Origin of the sequence: Nocardia rhizosphaerihabitans (genome assembly GCF_014646295.1) — a bacterium.
GTDB lineage: Bacteria > Actinomycetota > Actinomycetes > Mycobacteriales > Mycobacteriaceae > Nocardia > Nocardia rhizosphaerihabitans.
The window spans coordinates 1,085,369-1,104,356 of sequence record NZ_BMNE01000002.1 but is presented as its reverse complement, the minus strand read 5'-3'; the positions used below and the strand labels follow the sequence as shown (position 1 = coordinate 1,104,356).

General features: G+C 69.5%; 16 protein-coding genes and 1 tRNA gene. 10 read left to right on the top strand and 7 right to left on the bottom strand.

Annotated features, from left to right (window positions below; all coding sequences use genetic code 11):
• The first annotated feature begins 76 nt into the window (after positions 1-76).
• Both IEY60_RS11550 and IEY60_RS11545 read left to right on the top strand, forming a co-directional pair.
• Positions 77-784 (top strand): DUF8020 domain-containing protein, encoded by a 708-nt coding sequence (locus IEY60_RS11550; protein WP_189026879.1) that lies wholly within the window; start codon positions 77-79, stop codon positions 782-784.
• A gap of 93 nt (positions 785-877) precedes the next feature.
• Complete coding sequence (locus IEY60_RS11545; protein WP_189026877.1) at positions 878-2,461, top strand: alkaline phosphatase D family protein; 1,584 nt, start codon at positions 878-880, stop codon at positions 2,459-2,461.
• Between the two features lie 12 nt (positions 2,462-2,473).
• On the opposite strand, the gene IEY60_RS11540 is transcribed toward IEY60_RS11545, so the two are convergent.
• Positions 2,474-3,031 (bottom strand): CGNR zinc finger domain-containing protein, encoded by a 558-nt coding sequence (locus tag IEY60_RS11540; RefSeq protein ID WP_189026874.1) that lies wholly within the window; start codon positions 3,029-3,031, stop codon positions 2,474-2,476.
• Between the two features lie 82 nt (positions 3,032-3,113).
• Between IEY60_RS11540 and IEY60_RS11535 the strand changes: the two genes are divergently transcribed.
• Positions 3,114-3,992, top strand: a complete 879-nt coding sequence (locus tag IEY60_RS11535; RefSeq protein ID WP_229739711.1) for an alpha/beta fold hydrolase — start codon at positions 3,114-3,116, stop codon at positions 3,990-3,992.
• Position 3,993: 1 nt separating this feature from the next.
• Here the strand turns inward: IEY60_RS11535 and galK are convergent, their stop codons facing one another.
• A complete protein-coding gene (gene galK, locus IEY60_RS11530) occupies positions 3,994-5,172 on the bottom strand; it encodes a galactokinase (RefSeq protein ID WP_229739710.1) in 1,179 nt (392 codons plus the stop codon).
• Positions 5,173-5,394: 222 nt separating this feature from the next.
• Here galK and IEY60_RS11525 point away from each other — a divergent pair, with 222 nt between their 5' ends.
• Entirely contained in the window at positions 5,395-6,897 is a 1,503-nt protein-coding gene (locus IEY60_RS11525) for a GGDEF domain-containing protein (RefSeq protein ID WP_189026868.1), read from the top strand.
• Positions 6,898-7,078: 181 nt separating this feature from the next.
• On the opposite strand, the gene IEY60_RS11520 is transcribed toward IEY60_RS11525, so the two are convergent.
• A complete protein-coding gene (locus tag IEY60_RS11520; RefSeq protein WP_189026866.1) occupies positions 7,079-7,840 on the bottom strand; it encodes a DUF6319 family protein in 762 nt (253 codons plus the stop codon).
• 137 nt (positions 7,841-7,977) lie between these two features.
• Positions 7,978-9,153, bottom strand: coding sequence for an alpha-hydroxy-acid oxidizing protein (locus tag IEY60_RS11515; RefSeq protein WP_189026863.1), 1,176 nt, complete (start codon positions 9,151-9,153; stop codon positions 7,978-7,980).
• Between the two features lie 121 nt (positions 9,154-9,274).
• Between IEY60_RS11515 and IEY60_RS11510 the strand changes: the two genes are divergently transcribed.
• Positions 9,275-9,490, top strand: coding sequence for a hypothetical protein (locus IEY60_RS11510; RefSeq protein WP_189026861.1), 216 nt, complete (start codon positions 9,275-9,277; stop codon positions 9,488-9,490).
• 3 nt (positions 9,491-9,493) lie between these two features.
• Here IEY60_RS11510 and IEY60_RS11505 read toward each other — a convergent pair whose 3' ends face one another.
• On the bottom strand, positions 9,494-10,306 hold the full coding sequence (locus IEY60_RS11505; RefSeq protein ID WP_189027535.1) for an ACT domain-containing protein: 813 nt from the start codon (positions 10,304-10,306) through the stop codon (positions 9,494-9,496).
• Positions 10,307-10,569: 263 nt separating this feature from the next.
• Between IEY60_RS11505 and IEY60_RS11500 the strand changes: the two genes are divergently transcribed.
• From IEY60_RS11500 to IEY60_RS11485, 4 genes are read left to right on the top strand one after another with little or no spacing between them, the layout of a single operon-like run.
• Positions 10,570-11,337 carry a DeoR/GlpR family DNA-binding transcription regulator gene (locus tag IEY60_RS11500; protein WP_189027534.1) on the top strand — a complete coding sequence of 256 codons (768 nt, stop codon included), beginning with the start codon at positions 10,570-10,572 and terminating at the stop codon, positions 11,335-11,337.
• On the top strand, positions 11,334-12,323 hold the full coding sequence (locus IEY60_RS11495) for a 1-phosphofructokinase family hexose kinase (protein ID WP_189026859.1): 990 nt from the start codon (positions 11,334-11,336) through the stop codon (positions 12,321-12,323). The genes IEY60_RS11500 and IEY60_RS11495 overlap by 4 nt, the downstream gene beginning before the upstream one ends.
• 44 nt (positions 12,324-12,367) lie before the next feature.
• Positions 12,368-14,536: a PTS fructose transporter subunit IIABC gene (locus IEY60_RS11490; protein ID WP_189026857.1), complete on the top strand. Its 2,169-nt coding sequence runs from the start codon at positions 12,368-12,370 to the stop codon at positions 14,534-14,536.
• Positions 14,537-14,562: 26 nt separating this feature from the next.
• A complete protein-coding gene (locus IEY60_RS11485; RefSeq protein WP_189026855.1) occupies positions 14,563-14,820 on the top strand; it encodes an HPr family phosphocarrier protein in 258 nt (85 codons plus the stop codon).
• Positions 14,821-14,880: 60 nt separating this feature from the next.
• Here IEY60_RS11485 and IEY60_RS11480 read toward each other — a convergent pair.
• A tRNA-Met gene (locus IEY60_RS11480) sits at positions 14,881-14,954 on the bottom strand.
• 364 nt (positions 14,955-15,318) lie between these two features.
• Here IEY60_RS11480 and IEY60_RS11475 point away from each other — a divergent pair.
• The gene (locus IEY60_RS11475; RefSeq protein WP_189026852.1) at positions 15,319-15,867 is read left to right on the top strand and encodes a transglycosylase family protein; all 549 of its coding nucleotides are present in this window, start codon (positions 15,319-15,321) and stop codon (positions 15,865-15,867) included.
• A gap of 67 nt (positions 15,868-15,934) precedes the next feature.
• Here IEY60_RS11475 and IEY60_RS11470 read toward each other — a convergent pair whose 3' ends face one another.
• Complete coding sequence (locus tag IEY60_RS11470) at positions 15,935-18,916, bottom strand: UPF0182 family protein (RefSeq protein WP_189026850.1); 2,982 nt, start codon at positions 18,914-18,916, stop codon at positions 15,935-15,937.
• Between the last annotated feature and the right edge of the window lie 72 nt (positions 18,917-18,988).

Genomic DNA, 18,988 nt, shown 5'->3' with positions numbered 1-18,988 from the left:
ACAACCACTTTCCCGCTCCGGGAGCCGTCGCGACGACGCGCGCCCGCAGCCGCTGCATTCGATGAAGGAATCACCCATGAAGACCACCAAGATCGCTCTCGCCACCGCCGCCCTGCTGACCGCGGGCACCGTCGCCGCCACCACCGTGCACGCGGCGCCTGCCGCCGACCAGGCGCCGATCAACTTCACCGCCGAAGCGGTCGACGGCGCCTCGCTGATCAGCACCGACGCGGGTTCGCTGGTCGCCGAGGACGGTGCGTTCAAGGTCAAGGCCGCCGACGGCACCACCATCGCCGCGACCCCGCTGCACTTCCGGCTCGACGACTTCGAGTTCCCGATCGCCGCCGAGATCACCGGCCGCACCGCCACGCTCACTCCGCAGCTCGACCCGGCCAAGGCCGTGTACAAGCCGGTGGCGCTGCCGTTCGAGAACTCCGCGCCATGGAAGACCGAGTACGACCGCGAGAAGGACGCCTGGAGCCGGATGACCGCGACGATCAGCCTCGGCGCCTCCGTCGGCGCGCTGGTCGGCGGCCTCGGCGGTGCGGCCGTCGGCTGCGTGCTCGGTGGCATCCTGTCCGGCACCGTCATCATGGCGACGATCGTCGGTCTGTTCGGTCCGTTCCTGCCCGCCGCGGCGGTCGGGTGCATCGCGGGCGCGCTGGTCGCGGGGCCGGTCGGCGCGCTGGCCGGGCAGATCTTCATCGCCGCGCCGGTCGCGGTGGGTGCGGCGATCCAGTACTTCACCACGATCAACGCGCCGTTCACGCCGCCCGCCAAGTAGCCGATCCCGCGGTATTCCTCGCGCGCAGGGTGCCGAACCGGACAGAATCGAAGTGAACCCGTATTCGATGGGTGGCGAGAGGATGTTCGGCACATGGTGGTCTCCCGTCGGCAACTCCTGCGCTACGGCGTGACCGGTTCGGTCGCGGCCCTGGTCGGGGTGTCGGCGGTGAGCAGTGCCAGGTTCCCGGCACCACGGCGGCTCGGCGAGCTGTTCTCCCTCGGCGTCGCCTCCGGGGAACCGACGCCGGACGGTGTGGTGCTCTGGACCCGACTCGCACCGGATCCGCTCGCCCCGGACGGCTACGGCGGGATGCCGCTCGCCGCGGTGACCGTCGACTACGAGGTCGCCGAGGACGAACGGTTCGCCAAGGTCGTGGCCACGGGCTCGGCGGTGGCGACCCGCGCGCTCGGCCACAGCGTGCACCCCGAGGTCACCGGGCTGGCACCGGGCCGGTGGTACTACTACCGGTTCCGGGCCGGTTCGGAGATCTCCCCCACCGGACGGACCCGCACCGCGCCCGCGCCGGGCAGCCCGACCAGCCGGATGCGGTTCGCGTTCGCGTCCTGCCAATCGTGGAGCCAGGGGTACTACACCGCCTACGAGCACCTGAGTGCCGAAGACCTCGACCTGGTCGTGCATCTGGGCGACTACATCTACGAGACCTCCTGGCTGGTCGCACGGCGCGGCGCGGCGGCCATGCCACCGCAGCTCGAGGGCGAAGCGGTGAACCTGGCCGGCTACCGGCTGCGCTACGCCCAGGCCAAGGCCGAGGCGCCATTGCAGGCGGCTCACGCGGCGTTCCCGTGGCTGGTCACCCTCGACGACCACGAACTCGACAACAACTGGGCGGGCCCGCATCCGGGCCTCGGCCTCGACGTGTACCGGCTTCCGCCCCTGTACCGGCGCCGCAAAGCGGCCGCCTTCCAGGCGATGTACGAGCACCAGCCGATGCGCCTGGCCCAGCTGCCGGCCGGGCCTTCCATGCACCTGCACCGCCGCTACCGTTTCGGCGACCTGGCCGAGTTCACCATGATCGACACCAGGCAGTACCGATCCGCGCTGGCCTGTGGTGACGGCAAAGCGGTCACCGACTGCGCGGACCGCTTCGCCACCGGCCGCACGATCCTCGGTGCGGCGCAACGTGATTGGCTGGTAGATGGATTGGCCTCCTCCCCCGCACGCTGGCAGGTGCTCGGAAACCAGGTCGCCATGGCCCAGTCCGACTACGACCCCGGCCCCGCCCTCCTGCTCGGCACCGACGCCTGGGACGGCTATGTCGCCGACCGCAATACGGTCCTCGGCGCGGCCGCCGATCGCGAGGCGGGCAACCTGGTCGTGATCACCGGCGACCGGCACGAGAACTACGTCGCCGACCTGCGCCGCGACTACAGCATCCCCGAATCACCGGTCGTCGCCACCGAATTCACCGGCACGTCGATCACCACCGGCGGCGACGGCGCCGAAATCAGCGACGCAGGCCGGGCACTGCTCGCGGCCAACCCCGACATGAAGTTCTACAACCGCCAGCGCGGCTATGCGCGGGTCGAGCTGGATCATCAGCTGTGGCGCAACGATTTCCGGGTCGTCCCGTATGTCACCCGGCCCGGCGCCCCGGTGACCACCCTGGCGAGTTTCGTGGTGCAGAACGGTGTTCCGGGTGCTTTCCAGGATTGATCAGGCCCCGAGCTAACCGACCGGCTTGTGCCGCTGGTAGTAGCGTGCGACGCGCGCGCGATTGCCGCAACGCTCGGGCGAACACCACCGCCTGCGCGGATGCGCGGGGACGAACAGCAGGACGCAGTCCTCGGCCGCGCATTGCCGCAGCCCGGCGACCGCAGGATCGGTGAGCAACTCCACCGCCGCCTCGGCGAGCAGGGCTGCCAGACGTGCGCCAGTGGTTCCGGTGCGCCGTGGCGTCATCACACAGCGGGCACCGTCCCAGCCGAGGTGCCGGATGGCGGGTGCGGCGGACTGTGCCGCGTTGAGCTGACGCAAGGCGGCGGCCGGTGGGCGCCGGTTGTGCAACAACGCGGTCAGTGCCGCGGCGATGTGGTCGCGAACCTCGCGCACCGCGCACAGATCGGCCGAAGTGGGTTCGGCGAAATCCTCGGGGAGCCGGTGCGCCTGCAGGCGCAACCATCGCGCCAGCTGTTCCGGAGTCTGCAGCAGGTCGGCGTCGGCCGGGCGGGTGTTGACGAGGTCGATGGCCAGCTGTTCACCGACCAGCGGTTCGGGCGCACTCACAGACTAATGGTAACTCACTGGCATGAAGCATTAGATTGCAGTAAAACTAATGCATTATCTCCAAGAGAAGGCATGTGAACTGATGACGCGGCTCCCCACCATCCAGCACCGGCGCATCGAGGTCGACGGCGTCGATGTCTTCTACCGGGAATCGGTGCCATTCCGGGCCGGCGCACCGACTCTGCTACTGCTGCACGGCTTCCCGTCCAGCTCGCACCAATTCCGTCGCCTCATGGACACCCTCGGCGATCGGTTCCGGCTCATCGCGCCCGACTACCCCGGCTTCGGAAATACCGTCGCCCCTGCCGATTTCGAGTACACCTTCGACCGGCTGGCCGAGATCACCGAAGGGTTCGCCGACCGGCTGGGGTTGACCGAGTTCGCCCTCTATGTCTTCGATTTCGGCGCGCCGATCGGTTTCCGGATGGCGGTCCGGCATCCGGAACGGATCACCGCACTCGTCGTCCAGAACGGCAACGCCTACGAGGCAGGCCTGTCCGACGGCGCCCGCGAGTTCATCGCCCTTCGACCGGACCAGGACGGCGCCGAGCAGGCCATCCGGCAACTCCTCACCCTGGAGGGCACCCGCGGCCAGTACGAAACCGGTGTCGCCGATCCCGGCCTCCTCGCACCCGACTCCTGGACCCTCGACCAGCACTACCTCGAGCTGCCCGGCCGCAAGCAAGCCCAGCTCGCCCTCGCGTTCGACTACCACTCGAACGTGGCCCGCTACCCCGAATGGCAGTCCTGGCTGCGCGAATTCACGCCCCCGACCCTGATCACCTGGGGCGCGAACGACCCGTTCTTCCCCGCGCCGGGAGCCGAGGCATACCTGGCCGACCTGCCCGGCGCCGAACTGCATCTGTTCGACACCGGGCATTTCGCGCTGGAAACCCACCTGAGCGAGATCGCCCCGCTGATCGCCGCCTTCCTCGACCGGCTGCCGGTCCACGCACGGTGATTCACTGATCGGGGGTGAATTCCCCCAGGGTCGGCTCCGGCCTCGCGCAGACCCGCACTGCCTCCAGTCTGCGTGCCCCCGCGGCCGGTTCGACGGTGAAGATCCGGGGTGCCGCGAAACCTGTTGCCGCGAACCGCTGCTCGATCCGCGCGGCGACACGGTCGGCGCCCACGCGGTCGACCAGCGCCAGTACGCTGCCGCCGAAACCGCCGCCGACCATCCGCGCGCCGTGGGCGCCCGCGTCGATGGCCGCGTCGACCGCGAGGTCGAGGGCGGGCGCCGAGACCTCGAAGGCGGTCCGCAGCGACCGGTGCGAGTCGGTGAGCAGCGCGCCGACCACGCGCGGATCGGCACCTGACCGCAACTGGTCGACGACCGCGAGTACCCGGGCGTTCTCGGTGACCACGTGGGTTGCCCGTCGCCGCAGCAGCGGGTCGGTGAGGCGGGCCAGGTCGGCCTCGGTGACGTCGCGCAAGGCGCGTGCCCCCAGCGCGGTGGCGGCCGCCTCGCACTGTGCCCTGCGCTCGGCGTATCCACCGTCGGCCAGGTCGTGCGGATGGCCGGTGTCGGCGACGACCAGCGCGAGGTCCGCCGCTGCCAGATCGAACGGAATCTGCTCCGCGGCACCGGGTTCGGGGCCGTCAGGTGCGGTGAACGCGCGCACGTCGAGGAACAGCGCGTGGCCCGCGGTGCACAGGATCGAGGCCGACTGGTCGAGGACACCGGTCGGCACGCCGGCGAAGTTGTTCTCCGCGGCATGGGCGATCTCGACGAGCACGCGATCGGTGAGGCCCGGTGCGAACAGATCGCGCAGCGCCACCGTCACCGCGCAGCACAGCGCCGCCGAGGACGACAGCCCCGCACCGATCGGCACCGCGCCGTCGACGTCGAGGCGCACCCCCGCGATCGGATGCCCGGCACGGACGAACTCGTGCACGACACCGAGCGGATAGCGCGCCCAGCCCGGCACCCGATCACGCTGCGCCACAAGCTCGTCGACGCGGACGGCGACAACCTCGTCCGGACGCTGGGCCGAGGTGAGCCGCACCTGCCCGTCGTCGACGCGTTCGGCCGCGCAGACGACCCCGAGCGACAAGGCGATGGGCAGTACGAACCCGTCGTTGTAGTCGGTGTGCTCGCCGATGATGTTGACCCGGCCCGGTGCGATCCACCTGTCCACTCGTGTCCCTTCCCGCTGCTCGTCCGCTCCGCGATCCCAGCACACACCGCCGCTCGCCGGTGCGGAACCTCGGGTGCCGAATCGGTATCCGGCAATGCCGTCAAGGGCGCGACATCGGGCCACCGAACGTGTCATGATCGACTGAGTTGTAAAGGTTTTGAGCGTCTCTCACGTTCGATCGGCGCTCGTCACGTGCGCAGCAAAACGATCGAGGGGGCGTTGATGACCATCAGCGAGACACACCACGGGAGCCTGCGCTGGTGCGCGGTCCTGGTCGGCGCGGCGGGGGCCGCGCTGATCGCGCCCCTGTTCGGGGCGCGGTCGCTGTCGTTTCTGCTGCTCGTCGTCATCGTCGCGGGCAGTCTGGCGATGATCGGCATCGGCCTCTACAGCCACCGGCCCGCCCATCGGCTGCCGTGGTATCTGCTGGCCGCCTCGGTTCCGCTGTTCGCCGCAGGCACCGCGATACGGGAACTCGGCGTGCACGCGTCCTGGCACCCGGTCGACGATGTGTGCACCGTGGCCGCCTACCTGTGCCTCGGACTGGCCGCGGTGGGCTGGCTGCAACCGCGTCGGCTGGTCGGCGCCCGCGACCTGTGGCTCGACTCGACCCTGATCGGGCTCAGTGCCCTGCTGGCGTCGTGGACGTTCCTGATCTCGCCGATCCTGCGCAACCACACCGGTTTCGACACCGTGCTGGCCGCGAGCTATCCGGTGATCGACGCGCTGCTGCTGACCGTGCTCGCGCATTCACTGGCCACCGTGGTCCGCACCGAGACCTCGCTGCGGCTGCTGCAGGCGGCGATGATCGCGGTGCTCGTCGGTGGTCTGATCGAAAGTCTCACGGCGGCAGGCACTGTCATCGTCGGCAGCGAGTTCGCGCTGGTGCCGCAGCAGTGGGCGTATCTGCTGGCCGGGTTGGCCGCGCTGCACCCGACCATGGGCGCGACCCACGCGGCCGACGACGTGCACCCGCATCGCTCCCGCAGGCGCGCCGGGGTGATCGCGGTGGCCCTGGTCGCCGCCTCGCTGGTCAGCGTCGTCGGCGCCGATCTCGGGGCGGGCGACCGCGTGGTGATCTGTCTGCTGCTCACCCTGCTGCTGGTCGGGGTGCTGGTACGCAGCGAACGCGCCATCGCCCGCAGCCTGCGCAGCGAACGGCGGGCCCAGTACCAGGCCGACCACGATCTGCTCACCGGTCTGTTCAACCGGGCCGCGCTGTTACGCGCACCGCACCGGCACCGCCGGGAGTGGGCCGGAAAACCGTTGTGCCTGTTGTTCATCGACCTCGACGGTTTCAAGATGGTCAACGACAGCTACGGGCACGCCGTCGGCGACGAACTGATCGCCGAGGCCGCCGCCCGCATCCGCCGCACCACCCGGCGCACCGATGTCACCGCCCGCTACGGCGGCGACGAGTTCGTCGTCCTCGCCGCCAGATCCCGCGCCGAAGCCGCCGTCCTCGCCCAGCAGCTGCTCGGCGCGTTCATCCGCCCCTTCGACCTGAGCTGCGGCGAGATCCCCATCACCGCCAGCATCGGCGTCGCCTGCCTGACCACCCGCCCGACCGATTCCACGGTCTACGACCTGATCCGCGAAGCCGATGCCGCGATGTATCACGCCAAGGAATACCGGCTAGGACTCGCCTTCCACGACGGCCTCCGCAAGGCCACCGCGCACCGCCCGATCCTCCACGCGGGAAACCGAAGCAGCACAGCCGTTTAGATACGGGAACGGACCTGACCACCCGGCCCCGCACGCCCCGACCTCGAGGAGGGGCAGGCCGACGCAGTCGGCCGTCGCGGCCGTCCCGCCGGTCAGGCGCCGTTGCGTAGGCGACGAAGGAGCAAGCAACGGTGCCTGACCGGCGGGACAGGAGGGGCCGCGACCTCGAGCGCGCCAGCGCTCAATTCAACTCAGCGAGGAGCCTTTTGGCCGCCTCCAGTTCGGCCTGCAGCTGGGCGACCTTGGCCTGCTGCGCGCCGCGCGCCGCTTCCAGGATCCCGGCCACGACTTCCTCGACCTCGGGGTGCAGGATCTTGGCGGCCTGGGCGACGGCACCGCTGCTCACCGCGAGCCCCTTCACACTGCGCTTCTTGCCGTTGACCACATCGACGATCCATTCGCCGTCGGCGGAACCGGTCAGCGTGACGGTCACCTCGGGCGCCTTGGGCTTACGCGCCGCGGGTGCCTTCGCCGGGCGCGGCGTCGCCGGCTTGGGGGCGGCGGCGGACTCGTCGGGCACTGGCGCGAGCGGGCGCGGCGCGGGGGGCGTCGGGGCCGTGCTCGGCAGGGTCGACGGCTGGGTCACAGTGGTGTCCTTTCGGTTGCTCGGCTCGGGCACGCTCTCCGGACGGGTCCGCGAGGATCCGCCCGGCGCTACGGTAGTCGCGCGGGCCGGCTTGGTCAGCGTCACCTCGCTCGGTCCGAACGACAGCACATCTTTGGAACCGGTGGGCTTTACCTGCAGGAAGTCGCCGTCGGACGGATCGCCGAGTGCGACGACCTTGCCCGACTTGCCCTCGGCGACACCGACGGCGGCGGCGGTGAACCACACCATCGGCGGTTTGCCTTCGGCCAGCTCGCCGGCGATGCGCGCGAGCTCGGCCTCGGACAGTACCTGCTTGGCTGATCGGCGGGATGCGGACTTGGTGCTCGGCGAGGACATCGTGGACTCCGGAAGGTTGGTGCGTTCTACAGCGTGGTGTGCTGGAGATGATGCCGCACGGCACCGACATGTTCGCAGCCGTGCCACCTTCACGGCCCGAAAACCCGTCCGGTGACGGGTATCCGGACCGTCCGGCATCAGCCTCTCGTCGCGTTTCCGCGGGTGGTCGGCCGGATGTTCGCGCGCACCGCGGCGACATCGGGGTACCCGTTGACCGCCATCAGCAGATCGGCCTCGGCGGCGTAACTGCGCAACAGGTGCACCAGTCCGCGCACCCCGCCCAGCGCCAGCCCGTACACGTACGGCCTGCCGAGGCCGACCATGGTCGCGCCCAGACCCAGCGCCTTCACCACGTCGGCGCCGGAGCGGACACCGGAGTCGAACAGCACCGGCACCCGGTCGTCACAGGCGGCGGCGACAGCGGGCAGTGTCTCCAGCGCGCTGAGGCCGCCGTTGGCCTGGCGGCCACCGTGATTGGAGCAGTAGATGCCGTCGGCGCCGAAGTCGATCGCCTTGCGCGCGTCCTCGGGGTGCGAGATGCCCTTGAGGATGAGCGGCAGGTCGGTGATCGAGCGGAGCCAGGTCAGGTCGTCCCAGGTCAGCGAGTTGCCGAAGGTCGAGATCCAGTGCAGGACAATCATCTTCGGATCGTCGGAGCCGACCATCGCCTGGAACACCGGGTCGCTGGTGTAGTTCTTCAGCACGTGACCGCGCAGCTGCGGGAAGTTGCCCGACGCCAGGTCGCGGGGGCGCCAGCCGGGGACCCAGGTGTCGAGGGTGACGGTGATGCCCGCGTAACCCGCCGCCTCGGCCCGATGGACCAGGCTCTCGGCCAGCTCCCGGTTCTTCGGCGTGTACAGCTGGAAGAACGACGGCGTGTCACCGGCGTGCGGGCGCACGTCCTCGAGCGGGTCCTCCATCAGCGTCGAGAACATCGCGGGCACACCGGTTTTCGCCGACGCCTGCGCCACCGCGATGTCACCGTGGCCGTTCTCGCCGACCAGGCCGATGACCCCGACCGGTGCCAGGAACAGCGGGCTGGCGAAGGTCTGCCCGAAGGCGGTGACGGTGAGGTCGCGCTCGGTCGCGCCGACCAGCATCCGCGGCACCAGACCCCAGTCGGCGAACGCCTCGGCATTGCGACGCTGGGTGAGCTCGTCGCCCGCGCCACCGGCGATGTAGTTCAGCAGGGAATCGGGTAGCGCGGCGGTCGCCTTGCGCTCGAGCGTCGCGTAATCCATGGGGAACTCGGGCTGGATCCCGCCGAGCGCGGCCAGGTAGATCTCGTTCTGATAGTCGGCGAACTGACTCATCGCTGAACTTTCGCATGCGAGCCGTGGTTCACAAACCGCAGGGGGGATGTAAGGTGCGTCATACTCGTAAGTAGACAGCAGCGAACCAGCAGCGCGTTCCGAGATTGTGAGTGCCCCTGTCGTGACCCTCGTCGAACACTCGGCCGCGGCCGCACCAGCCGACCCGGACGTTCTCCTCGCTCAGCGCTTCACCAGCGCGGCCATCCGCTACCTCACCCTCCTCGCCTGCGGCCTGTCGCAGGATTCGATGGATCTGCTCACCTCGGTCACCGACCGACTACGCGCGGCCGAGGGCGCGCTACGCGATCCGCTCACCAGCGACCTCGGCTTCGACTGACCCTCAGCGACGTCGCGCCGTCAGCGCGGCCAGGTCGGCCAGCCGGTGGGCGCGGGCGATCTCGGCGGGCGTGAACGGTTCGTCGGGACGCACGAAACCCCAGCGGCATTCGTCGCCCTCGATTTCCAGCAGCGTGCCCTCGCTGACGTCCCCCGCCTCGGGCGTGCCCGGAGCCAGATAGCGGGCACCGAGCAGTTCGGCTACGGCCAACGGCAATTCGTCCGGATCGCCCACGATGCGCGCGGCGATCGCCAGCGCTTTGGTCTGGCCGTCGATCAGGGACAGCACCGTGGCGGGCCATACCCGCACCCCCGATCCACCCGCCTGCACCACCGCCGCGGTGAGAGTGTGCGCGGTGACCTCGGCGGGCGCGGCGACGACCACTTCGTCCAGGACCGCGTCCTCCAGTTGATGCACATGCACCGTCAGGATGTTGGCGTCGCGGTGCGCCAGGTGTTTGGCCAGCGTCTCCAGCGCGCCCGGCCGGTCCGCCAGCCTGACCCTGATCCGCCACAGCGCCTGCGCCTGGTCGATCCGATCGCGATGCCGCAGTTCCGGGCCGTGCAGCCAGCCGCCGAGCATCCGCATCGCCGATGGTTCGACCACCCAGATCACCAGGATCGTGGTGGTGACCGTCAGTAACGCGACGGTCAGCAGATAGGGCGGGTGCAGGTGGATCACCAGCGCGTGCAGCGCCAGTTCCACCGGGAACACCGCCGCGAGCTTGGCCAGCGCCAGCCGGGTGCGGCGGGGATGCGGCAGGCGGCCGCACACCTCGCAGGCCAGGACACCGGGTCGCACCGCGATTCGCCACATGCGGGTCAGCGTCACCCGGGCACGTGTCGATCACCGCAGTGGCGCGTAACAGCGGCGTGACAGCCTGCGCGAAATGCGTTGACCTGCAGCGCTTTCCCTCGTGATACCCGCCACTCGCCGCGCTCCGCTGTGACCGCGGGCACGATTGCGGCGCGATAGCCGGCGGCAACGATTGTGACTCGTCTCACCAAAAATGATTGACAAAGCCACACAAACAGGCATAAAACAACATGAGTACACATTCTCATGAGCCGGAGGAAACCATGTACGCCGAGGAACGGCAGCAGGCGATCGCGACCGTGATCGGGAATCGCGGGCGGGTGTCCGTCGCCGAACTGGCCGACCAGTACGGCGTCACCACCGAGACCGTGCGCCGCGATCTCGCGGTGCTCGACCGGCTCGGCCTGATCCGGCGCGTGCACGGCGGCGCGGTCGTCTCCGGCGCGCTGACCACGATCGAACTGGGCACCGTCGAACGTGACAGCACGCGCGCCGCCGAAAAGGACCGCATCGCCGAACTCGCCCAGCAGTTCCTGCCCGGCTCCGGCGGCAGCGTGCTGTTCGACGCGGGCACGACCACCTCACGGGTGGCCGCGGCGCTGCCGACCGATCTCGATCTCGTCGCCGTCACCAACTCGCTGCCCATCGCCACCCGGCTCACCGGATTCGCCGGGGTGCGGGTGCATCTGCTCGGCGGACGCGTGCGCGGGGTCACCCAGGCCGCCGTCGGCGCCGAGACGTTGCGGCTGCTCGGTGAACTGCGCGTCGACGTCGCCTTCGTCGGCACGAACGCGCTGACCGTGCGGCACGGCCTGTCCACGCCGGACCCGGAGGAGGCCGCGGTGAAGCGGGCGATGATCGCCGCCGCCGACCGGGTCGTCGTGGTCGCCGACTCGGGCAAGGTCGGCCGCGAGGATTTCGTCCGCTTCGGCGGTATCGACGACATCGATGTCCTGGTCACCGATTCCGATATTCCGGCCACCGCGCACGCGGAGCTGGTCGGCGCGGGGATCGAGGTGGTGCTCGCATGATCGTCACGCTGACCGCGAACCCGAGTGTGGACCGGACGGTCACCCTCACCGAGCCGTTGCGGCGCGGGCAGGTGCATCGCGCCGCGGGCGTCACCTCGCATCCCGGCGGGAAGGGCGTCAATGTGGCCAGGGTCGTCGCGGCGGGCGGTGCGCCGGTCGTGGCAGTGCTGCCCGGCGCCGACGACGATCCCGTCGTGCACGGGCTGCGCGCCTCCGGCATCGGATATCGCGCGGTGCCGGTGGCGGGTGGGCCGCGGATCAACCTGACGATCGCCGAATCCGACGGCACGACAACCAAGATCAACGAACCGGGGCGGCCGCTGACCGGGCGGGAGCTGGCCGAGCTGACCGCCCTGCTCGTCGAGCTGGCCGCCGAGGCCGAGTGGATCGTGCTGTCCGGCTCGCTGCCGCCCGGTGTGCCGGTCGACTGGTACGCACAGCTCGTCGCCACCTTGGCCCCGCTCCACGCGTCGAACAGAGCCCGCCGCACCCGCATCGCGGTCGACACCTCCGACGCTCCCCTGCTGGCGCTGTTCACCGAATCCCTCGGCGCCGCACCCGACCTCGTCAAGCCCAACTCCGACGAGCTCGCCCAGCTGACCGGCCTCGATCCGGTCGACCTCGAAGACCCCGCCGCCGCCGCGTCGGCCGCGTCGCTTCTGATCGACCGCGGTGTCGGCGCCGTGCTGGCCACCCTCGGCGCGGCGGGCGCCGTGCTGGTGACCGCTGAGGACGCCTGGTTCGCCGCCGCACCGCCGATCGTGCCGCGCAGCACCGTCGGCGCGGGCGACTCCGCCCTGGCCGGCTACCTGCTCGCCGACCTCGCCGGCGCCGACCCTGCCGACCGGCTCCGCACCGCCGTCGCCTACGGCAGCGCGGCCACCGCCCTGCCCGGCACCGGATTGCCGGGACCAGCGGACATCGGGCTGGCCGCGGTCACCGCCCGGCCACTCCGGACGACATCCGACCGACCGGCCCCGGCATGAGCACCGCCGATCCTGCTCCACCCCCACTCCCGAAAGACACCACGATGGCCGATTCGATCATCACCACCGACCTGATCACCCTCGACGCCGACCTCGGCGCCGACAAGGACGCGGTGATCACCACGCTCGCGGGCACCCTCGCCGCGGCGGGCCGCGCGAGCGACGCCGCCGTGGTGAGCCGGGCAGCGCTGGACCGGGAAGCACAGTCGGCCACCGGCCTCCCCGGCGGCATCGCCATCCCGCACTGCCGAGCGTCGGCCGTCGCCGGCGCGTCCCTGGCCTTCGCCCGGCTTTCGCCCAAAGTCGACTTCGGTGCCCCGGACGGCCCCGCCGACCTGGTGTTCCTGATCGCCGCGCCCGAAGGGGCGGGCGCCGAGCACATGAAGCTGTTGTCCTCGCTGGCTCGCGCGCTCGTGCGACCGGCCTTCGTCGCCGATCTGCGGTCGGCATCGACGCCGGCGGAGGTGGTGGGCCTGGTCGATGGCGTGATCAATCCGCCGCCTGCCACTACCGGAACTGCGGCCGGAACATCGGGTTCGTCGGCGACCGCCGAGGGCGCGGCAGCCGGGACTCCTGCTGGTCCCGCTACCACCGACGCGATGGCCGGAGCCGGAGCTACACCAGTCGGGGTAGCCGAAACAGGAGGCGATGCAACAGCTTCCGTTGCGCCAGCTGCCGAAGCGGGCGAGGCGGCGGCGACCGCTGCCGCTGAGCACGGATCCGCGGACGAGGTGGCTTCCGGCGCGCGACCGAAGGTCGTCGCAGTCACTGCTTGTCCCACCGGCATCGCCCACACCTACATGGCCGCCGACTCCCTGGTCGCCGCGGGCGAACGGGCCGGTGTCGACGTGGCCGTGGAGACCCAGGGCTCGAGCGGCGGCGACAAACTCGACCCGGCCATCATCGCCGCCGCCGACGCGGTCATCTTCGCCACCGATGTGGGCGTGAAGGATCGCGGCAGGTTCGCGGGCAAGCCGGTCGTCGAATCCGGCGTCAAACGTGCCATCAACGAACCCGACACGATGATCGCGGAGGCCGTCACGGCGAGCACCACCCCGGGCGCCGCCACCGTCGGAGGCGCAACGCCCGCACCCTCGCAGGCGGCGACCAAGGGCATCGGCTGGGGCACGCGCCTGCGGCAGATCCTGCTCACCGGCGTCAGTTACATGATCCCGTTCGTCGCCGCGGGTGGTCTGCTGATCGCGCTGAGCTTCCTGCTCGGTGGCTACGAGATCTCCGACAGCGCGAAAGACATCGTGCTGAACAACTCGATCACCGACCTGCCCGACGGCGGGCTGGCCACCTACTTCGGCGCGGTGCTGTTCCAGATCGGCTCGCTCGCGTTCGGTTTCCTGGTTCCGGCGCTGGCGGGCTATATCGCCTTCGCGATCGCCGACCGGCCCGGTCTCGCACCGGGGTTCACCGCCGGCGCCATCGCGGTATTCGTCGGCGCGGGATTCCTCGGCGGTCTCGTGGGCGGTCTGGTTGCCGGTTTCGCGGCGCTGTGGGTCGGCAAACTGCCGGTGCCGACGTGGGCGCGCGGGCTGATGCCGGTGGTGGTCATTCCGCTGCTGGCGTCGCTGATCGTCGGCGTCGCGATGTTCGTGCTGCTCGGCAAGCCGCTCGCCGCCGTCACGAGCGGGCTCACCGACTGGCTCAACGGCCTGTCCGGCACCTCGGCGATCGCGCTCGGTGTCATCCTGGGCGTGATGATGTGCTTCGACCTCGGTGGGCCCGTCAACAAGGCCGCCTACGCCTTCGCCGCCGCCGGCCTGTCGGTGACCGACAACGCGACGCTGCGGATCATGGCCGCGGTGATGGCCGCCGGCATGGTGCCGCCGCTGGCGATGGCGCTGTCGACCACCCTGCGCCCGCGCCTCTACACCGAGGCCGAGCGGGAGAACGGCAAGGCCGCCTGGCTGCTGGGCGCCTCGTTCATCTCCGAGGGCGCGATCCCGTTCGCCGCGGCCGACCCGCTGCGGGTGCTGCCGTCGATGATGGTCGGCGGCGCGGTCACCGGCGGCCTGGTGATGGCCACCGACGTGACCCTGAGCGCGCCGCACGGCGGCATCTTCGTCTTCTTCGCGATCGGGCAGCTCGTCTGGTTCGTGCTGTCGCTGCTGGCAGGCACCGTGGTCGCCGCCGTCTGCGTCACCCTCGCCAAGGAGTTCACCCGCAAGCAGCCCGTATCCCCCGTCCTCACCACCGCGTAATCCATCCGCACACAAGGAGAAATCCCATGGCCAGCACCACCGTCACCGTCGGCTCCTCGATCGGCCTGCACGCCCGCCCCGCCGCCCTGATCGCCGAAGCGGTCGGCGCGGCCGGTGTCCCCGTCACGATCGCTCTCACCGGCGGCGACCCGGTGGACGCGGGCTCGGCCCTGATGATCATGACCCTCGGCGCAGCACAGGGCGCCGAGGTGGTGATCAGCAGCGACGACCAGCCCACCCTGGACAAGATCGCCGAAATGGTCGCCAGCGACCTCGACGCCTGAGTCCTCCGACTCGGACAACGCAAAAGGCCCGGAACCTGGTGGTTCCGGGCCTTTCGTTTGTAGCGGGGACAGGATTTGAACCTGCGACCTCTGGGTTATGAGCCCAGCGAGCTACCGAGCTGCTCCACCCCGCGTCGGTGAATACAACATTACACACGGGTTAGCGTGGATGCCAAATCGTGAGGTCAGCGGCGGTTTTCGAGGTGCGGGACACGATCTTCGGCAGCCCGCCCGGCGGCGCGGAAGCCCGAGATGTGACGAGCGTCATCGAATGACCGCCGTCGACCCAGCCCAGCCGCGAGTCGCCGCAATCCGGTGACCGGGATCACTATTTCGGCGTGATCTCAGGCACATAACGGTGCAATAACAGACTGGCCGGAATCCGGGTATTCCCCAGCGCTATCCAGCGTAAACACTGAAAAGACAGCTGTTTCATTCACACAATTGTCCCGTTATCAAGATGTGATTGTCATGGATTTCTTGGTTAGCGTCTCCCCCATGACTGAGACCCGGAAATTCCGCACCCGTGCCCTTGGCGTCGCCGCCATCACCGGCGCCCTGGTTGCCGTTCCGTTCAGCCTCGCCACCGGCACCGCCTCCGCCGCGTCCCACAACTGGGACGGCGTCGCCCAGTGCGAGAGCGGTGGTAACTGGGGTATCAACACCGGCAACGGCTACTACGGTGGCCTGCAGTTCTCGCAGAGCACCTGGGCTGCCAACGGCGGCCAGGGTTCGGCGCACACCGCCAGCAAGGAAGAGCAGATCCGCGTCGCGGAGAACGTGCTCGCCAGCCAGGGTGTCGGCGCGTGGCCGCACTGCGGCCGGTACCTGCAGGCCGGCGCCTCGGAGCCCGAGCCCGCCGTGGTCGAGGAGCCCGCCGTCGAACTGCCGGTCGAGCTGCCCGCCGAGGCCAAGACCGACATCCAGGTTGCCGTCGACCAGGCCAAGGCCGCGGGCAAGGCCCTGGCCGACCAGTACGGTGTCGCGGGTCAGTACCAGGACCTGCTCAACGCCAACGCCCCGCTGATCGCCTCGATCGGCGGCTGATCCACCGTTCCCCCTGCACGAGAAAGGCCCCGCCATCCGGCGGGGCCTTTCTTGCTGTTCCGGACGGCTACCGGCCGCCGGCGTCCTGATACGCCTTCACCGCGGCGTCCAGTTCCTCGAGCGCCTTACCGAAGTCGGTGAAGTTGCCCGTCCGCATCGCCGTGCGCACCGCCTCGATCTTGCGGCTGAGCTCGGCGGCCGCGGCGTCCTGGCCGGTGGACCCCGGCGGGGTCGTCGTCCCGGGCGGCGGGGTCGTGCCACCCTGCGGCGGCGTGGTGCCCTGCTCGACCGGTGGCGTCGCACCCGGTTTCGGCTTCAGCGCCGGGTCACCGCCGAACGGCGTCGCCAGCGAGCCCGAACCCGGCAGGACCTGGTTCAGCGCCTCGGCCAGCGTCGCCGCGTAGCCGACCTTCACGCTGCCCGCCGCGTCGCGATAGCTCACCAGCACGCGCAGCAGCTGTGGGAACGTCGACGAACCAGTGTTGCGTTCGTTGTAGAACGGCTCGACATACAGGATGCCGCCTTCGGCCACCGGCAGCGTCAGCAGATTGCCGTAGCGGATCTTGTTCGAGTTCGACAGCAGCGTCTTCTCCCGTGACACCGCGTCTGCGGTGGTCATCGAGTTCTGGGTCTGCTGTGGGCCCTGGGTCTGGGAGTCGGTCGGCAACTGCAACACGGTGAACTTGCCGTAGTTGTCCGGGTCCGAACGCACGGAGATGTAGGCCGACAGGAACTGGCGGTTGTAGCCGACCATCGCCGAGGTCAGGCTGAAGACCGGCTTGTTGGTCTTCGGATCGCCCAGCAGCACGTAGTACGGCGGCTGGTTGAACGTCCCGCCCTCGATCGTCGGATCGCTGGGCACCGACCAGAACGCGTTGTTGGTGAAGAACTCACGCGGGTTGTCCACGTGGTACTTGGTCAGCATGTCGCGCTGCACCTTGAACAGGTCCTCGGGGTAGCGGAAGTGCGAGCGCAGTTCCGGGGAGATCTCGCTCTCGGGCTTCACCGCGTTCGGGAACACTCCGCGCCAGGCCTTGAGCACCGGGTCGGTGGTGTCGGTCTCGTACAGGGTGACGGTGCCGTCGTAGGCGTCGACGGTCGCCTTCACCGAGTTACGGATGTAGCTGACCTCCTTGCGCGGGATCACCCGGCCGGTCTTCTTGTCGATGCTGTCCTCGACCGCGCCGTCGAGCGAGGTCGACTGCGCGTAGGGGTACTTGTCCAGGGTGGTGTAAGCGTCGACGATCCAGACGATGCGCTCGTCGACGACCGCCGGGTAGGCGTTGCCGTCGGTCGTCAGCCACGGCGCGACCTTCTGCACACGCTCACGCGGACCGCGGTTGTACAGGATCTTGGACTCGTCGCTGATCGCCGAGGAGAACAGGATGTTGCGCTCGGCGTACTTGGCCGCGAAGGCCAGCCGGTTGAACCAGTTGCCGATCGGCACGCCGCCGCTGCCGTCGTAGGTGTAGGAGGCCTGGTCGGAGTCGTATTCGCGCGGCGCCTGGCCGTCGGTGGCGCCGACGATGGCGTAGTCGGGATCGGACTGGGCGATCAGCTCGCCGTAGTAGATGCGCGGCTGGTCGACCTTGATCTGCTGGTCGTCGATCTTGGTGAACAGGTCGCTCACCATGAACAGCGGATAACCGGAGTCGCTGCCACCTGCCGCGCTCTGCGCGTCGGACTGCGGCTTGTTCACCCGGTTGGCGGGCGCGGCGACGAAGCCGTTGCCGTGGGTGTAGACGGTGTGCTGGTTGATCCAGTCCTTCTGGTTGCCCGACAGCGCTTCCGGATGCAGCTCACGCGCGGCGACGATGTAGTCCTGCATGTCGCCGTTGAGGGTGTAGCGGTCGATGTCGAGCGACTCGGGGAAGCCGTAGAAGTTCTTCAGCTGCTTGAGCTGGGTGAACGTGGGCGAAAGGATGTTCGGGTCGAGCAGGCGCGCGTTGCCGATGGTCACCGCGTCGGCGGGCACCTCCAGCGGGTTCTTGGTGCTCTCGCCCTTGTATTCCTGATAGTCGATCTTGTCGTCGGTGATGCCGTACGCCTGGCGCGTAGCCATGATGTTGCGTTCGATGTACGGACTCTCCTTGTCGGCCGCGTTCGGACGCACCGAGAACTGCTCGACCACCATCGGCCACACCGCGCCGACCAGGATCGAGGAGAGCACCAGCAGCGCGGCGGCCATCGCGGGCACCCGCAGATCGCGCAGCACGATGCCGGCGAAGAACGCGATCGCGCAGATCACCGCGATCGAGAGCAGGATCAGCTTGGCGGGCAGCACCGCGTTGATGTCGGTGAACGACGGACCGCCGAACGTCGGTTCCTTGCGGGTGCTCGACAGCAGGTCGTAGCGGTCGAACCAGTACGCGATCGCCTTGAGCAGCACGAAGATTCCGGCGAGCACGGCCAGCTGCACGCGCGCGGCCCTGGTCAGCGTGCCCTCCCGTCCGGCCAGGCGCAGACCGCCGAACACGTAGTGGGTCACCAGGTTCGCGAAGAACGCGATCACCACGGCGACGAACAGCCAGTTCAGCACCATCCGGTAGAACGGCAGATCGAAGGCGTAGAACCCGACGTCGAGGTGGAACTGCGGGTCCTGCTGACCGAAATCACCGCCGTGCAGGAACAGCTGCACTGTCGCCCAATTCGACTGCGCCACGAGCCCGGACAGCAGGCCGAGCAGCACCGGGATACCGATGCCGAACAGCTTCAGCTTGCTCATCACGGTGGTGCGATAGCGCGCGATCGGGTCGTTGGGTCCGGCGACCGGCACGAACACCGGCCGCGACCGGTAGGCCAGCAGCAGCGCGCCCCACACGACGAGGCCGACGAACAGCGCGACAACGGCGAACAGGATCAGCCGCGTCACCAGCACGCCCAGATAGACACTGCGATAGCCGACCTCCCCGAACCACAACCAGTTGGTGTAGGCGTCGGTGAGGCGGGGCCCGAGCAGCAACAGCGCCGCGAGGACGACTGCTGTCACCAGCAGCACTCGGCTGCGTCGGGACAACGAAGGTAAGCCGGTGGGGGGCCGCATGCCCACGGTGCCACTCTCCAGGGTCCGGCGGCGAGTGCGCCGGTGATCGGCGCAGACACCGCAGTCCGATGTTGCGGT

What these genes read in the sequence shown, in the direction of transcription:
- IEY60_RS11475 (WP_189026852.1), top strand. Translation starts at nt 15,319, where the DNA reads ATGACTGAGACCCGGAAATTCCGCACCCGTGCCCTTGGCGTCGCCGCC.
- IEY60_RS11535 (WP_229739711.1), top strand. Translation starts at nt 3,114, where the DNA reads ATGACGCGGCTCCCCACCATCCAGCACCGGCGCATCGAGGTCGACGGC.
- IEY60_RS11550 (WP_189026879.1), top strand. Translation starts at nt 77, where the DNA reads ATGAAGACCACCAAGATCGCTCTCGCCACCGCCGCCCTGCTGACCGCG.
- IEY60_RS11525 (WP_189026868.1), top strand. Translation starts at nt 5,395, where the DNA reads ATGACCATCAGCGAGACACACCACGGGAGCCTGCGCTGGTGCGCGGTC.
- IEY60_RS11505 (WP_189027535.1), bottom strand. Translation starts at nt 10,306, where the DNA reads ATGTGGCGAATCGCGGTGCGACCCGGTGTCCTGGCCTGCGAGGTGTGC.
- IEY60_RS11495 (WP_189026859.1), top strand. Translation starts at nt 11,334, where the DNA reads ATGATCGTCACGCTGACCGCGAACCCGAGTGTGGACCGGACGGTCACC.
- IEY60_RS11515 (WP_189026863.1), bottom strand. Translation starts at nt 9,153, where the DNA reads ATGAGTCAGTTCGCCGACTATCAGAACGAGATCTACCTGGCCGCGCTC.
- IEY60_RS11490 (WP_189026857.1), top strand. Translation starts at nt 12,368, where the DNA reads ATGGCCGATTCGATCATCACCACCGACCTGATCACCCTCGACGCCGAC.
- IEY60_RS11500 (WP_189027534.1), top strand. Translation starts at nt 10,570, where the DNA reads ATGTACGCCGAGGAACGGCAGCAGGCGATCGCGACCGTGATCGGGAAT.
- IEY60_RS11485 (WP_189026855.1), top strand. Translation starts at nt 14,563, where the DNA reads ATGGCCAGCACCACCGTCACCGTCGGCTCCTCGATCGGCCTGCACGCC.
- IEY60_RS11545 (WP_189026877.1), top strand. Translation starts at nt 878, where the DNA reads ATGGTGGTCTCCCGTCGGCAACTCCTGCGCTACGGCGTGACCGGTTCG.
- IEY60_RS11520 (WP_189026866.1), bottom strand. Translation starts at nt 7,840, where the DNA reads ATGTCCTCGCCGAGCACCAAGTCCGCATCCCGCCGATCAGCCAAGCAG.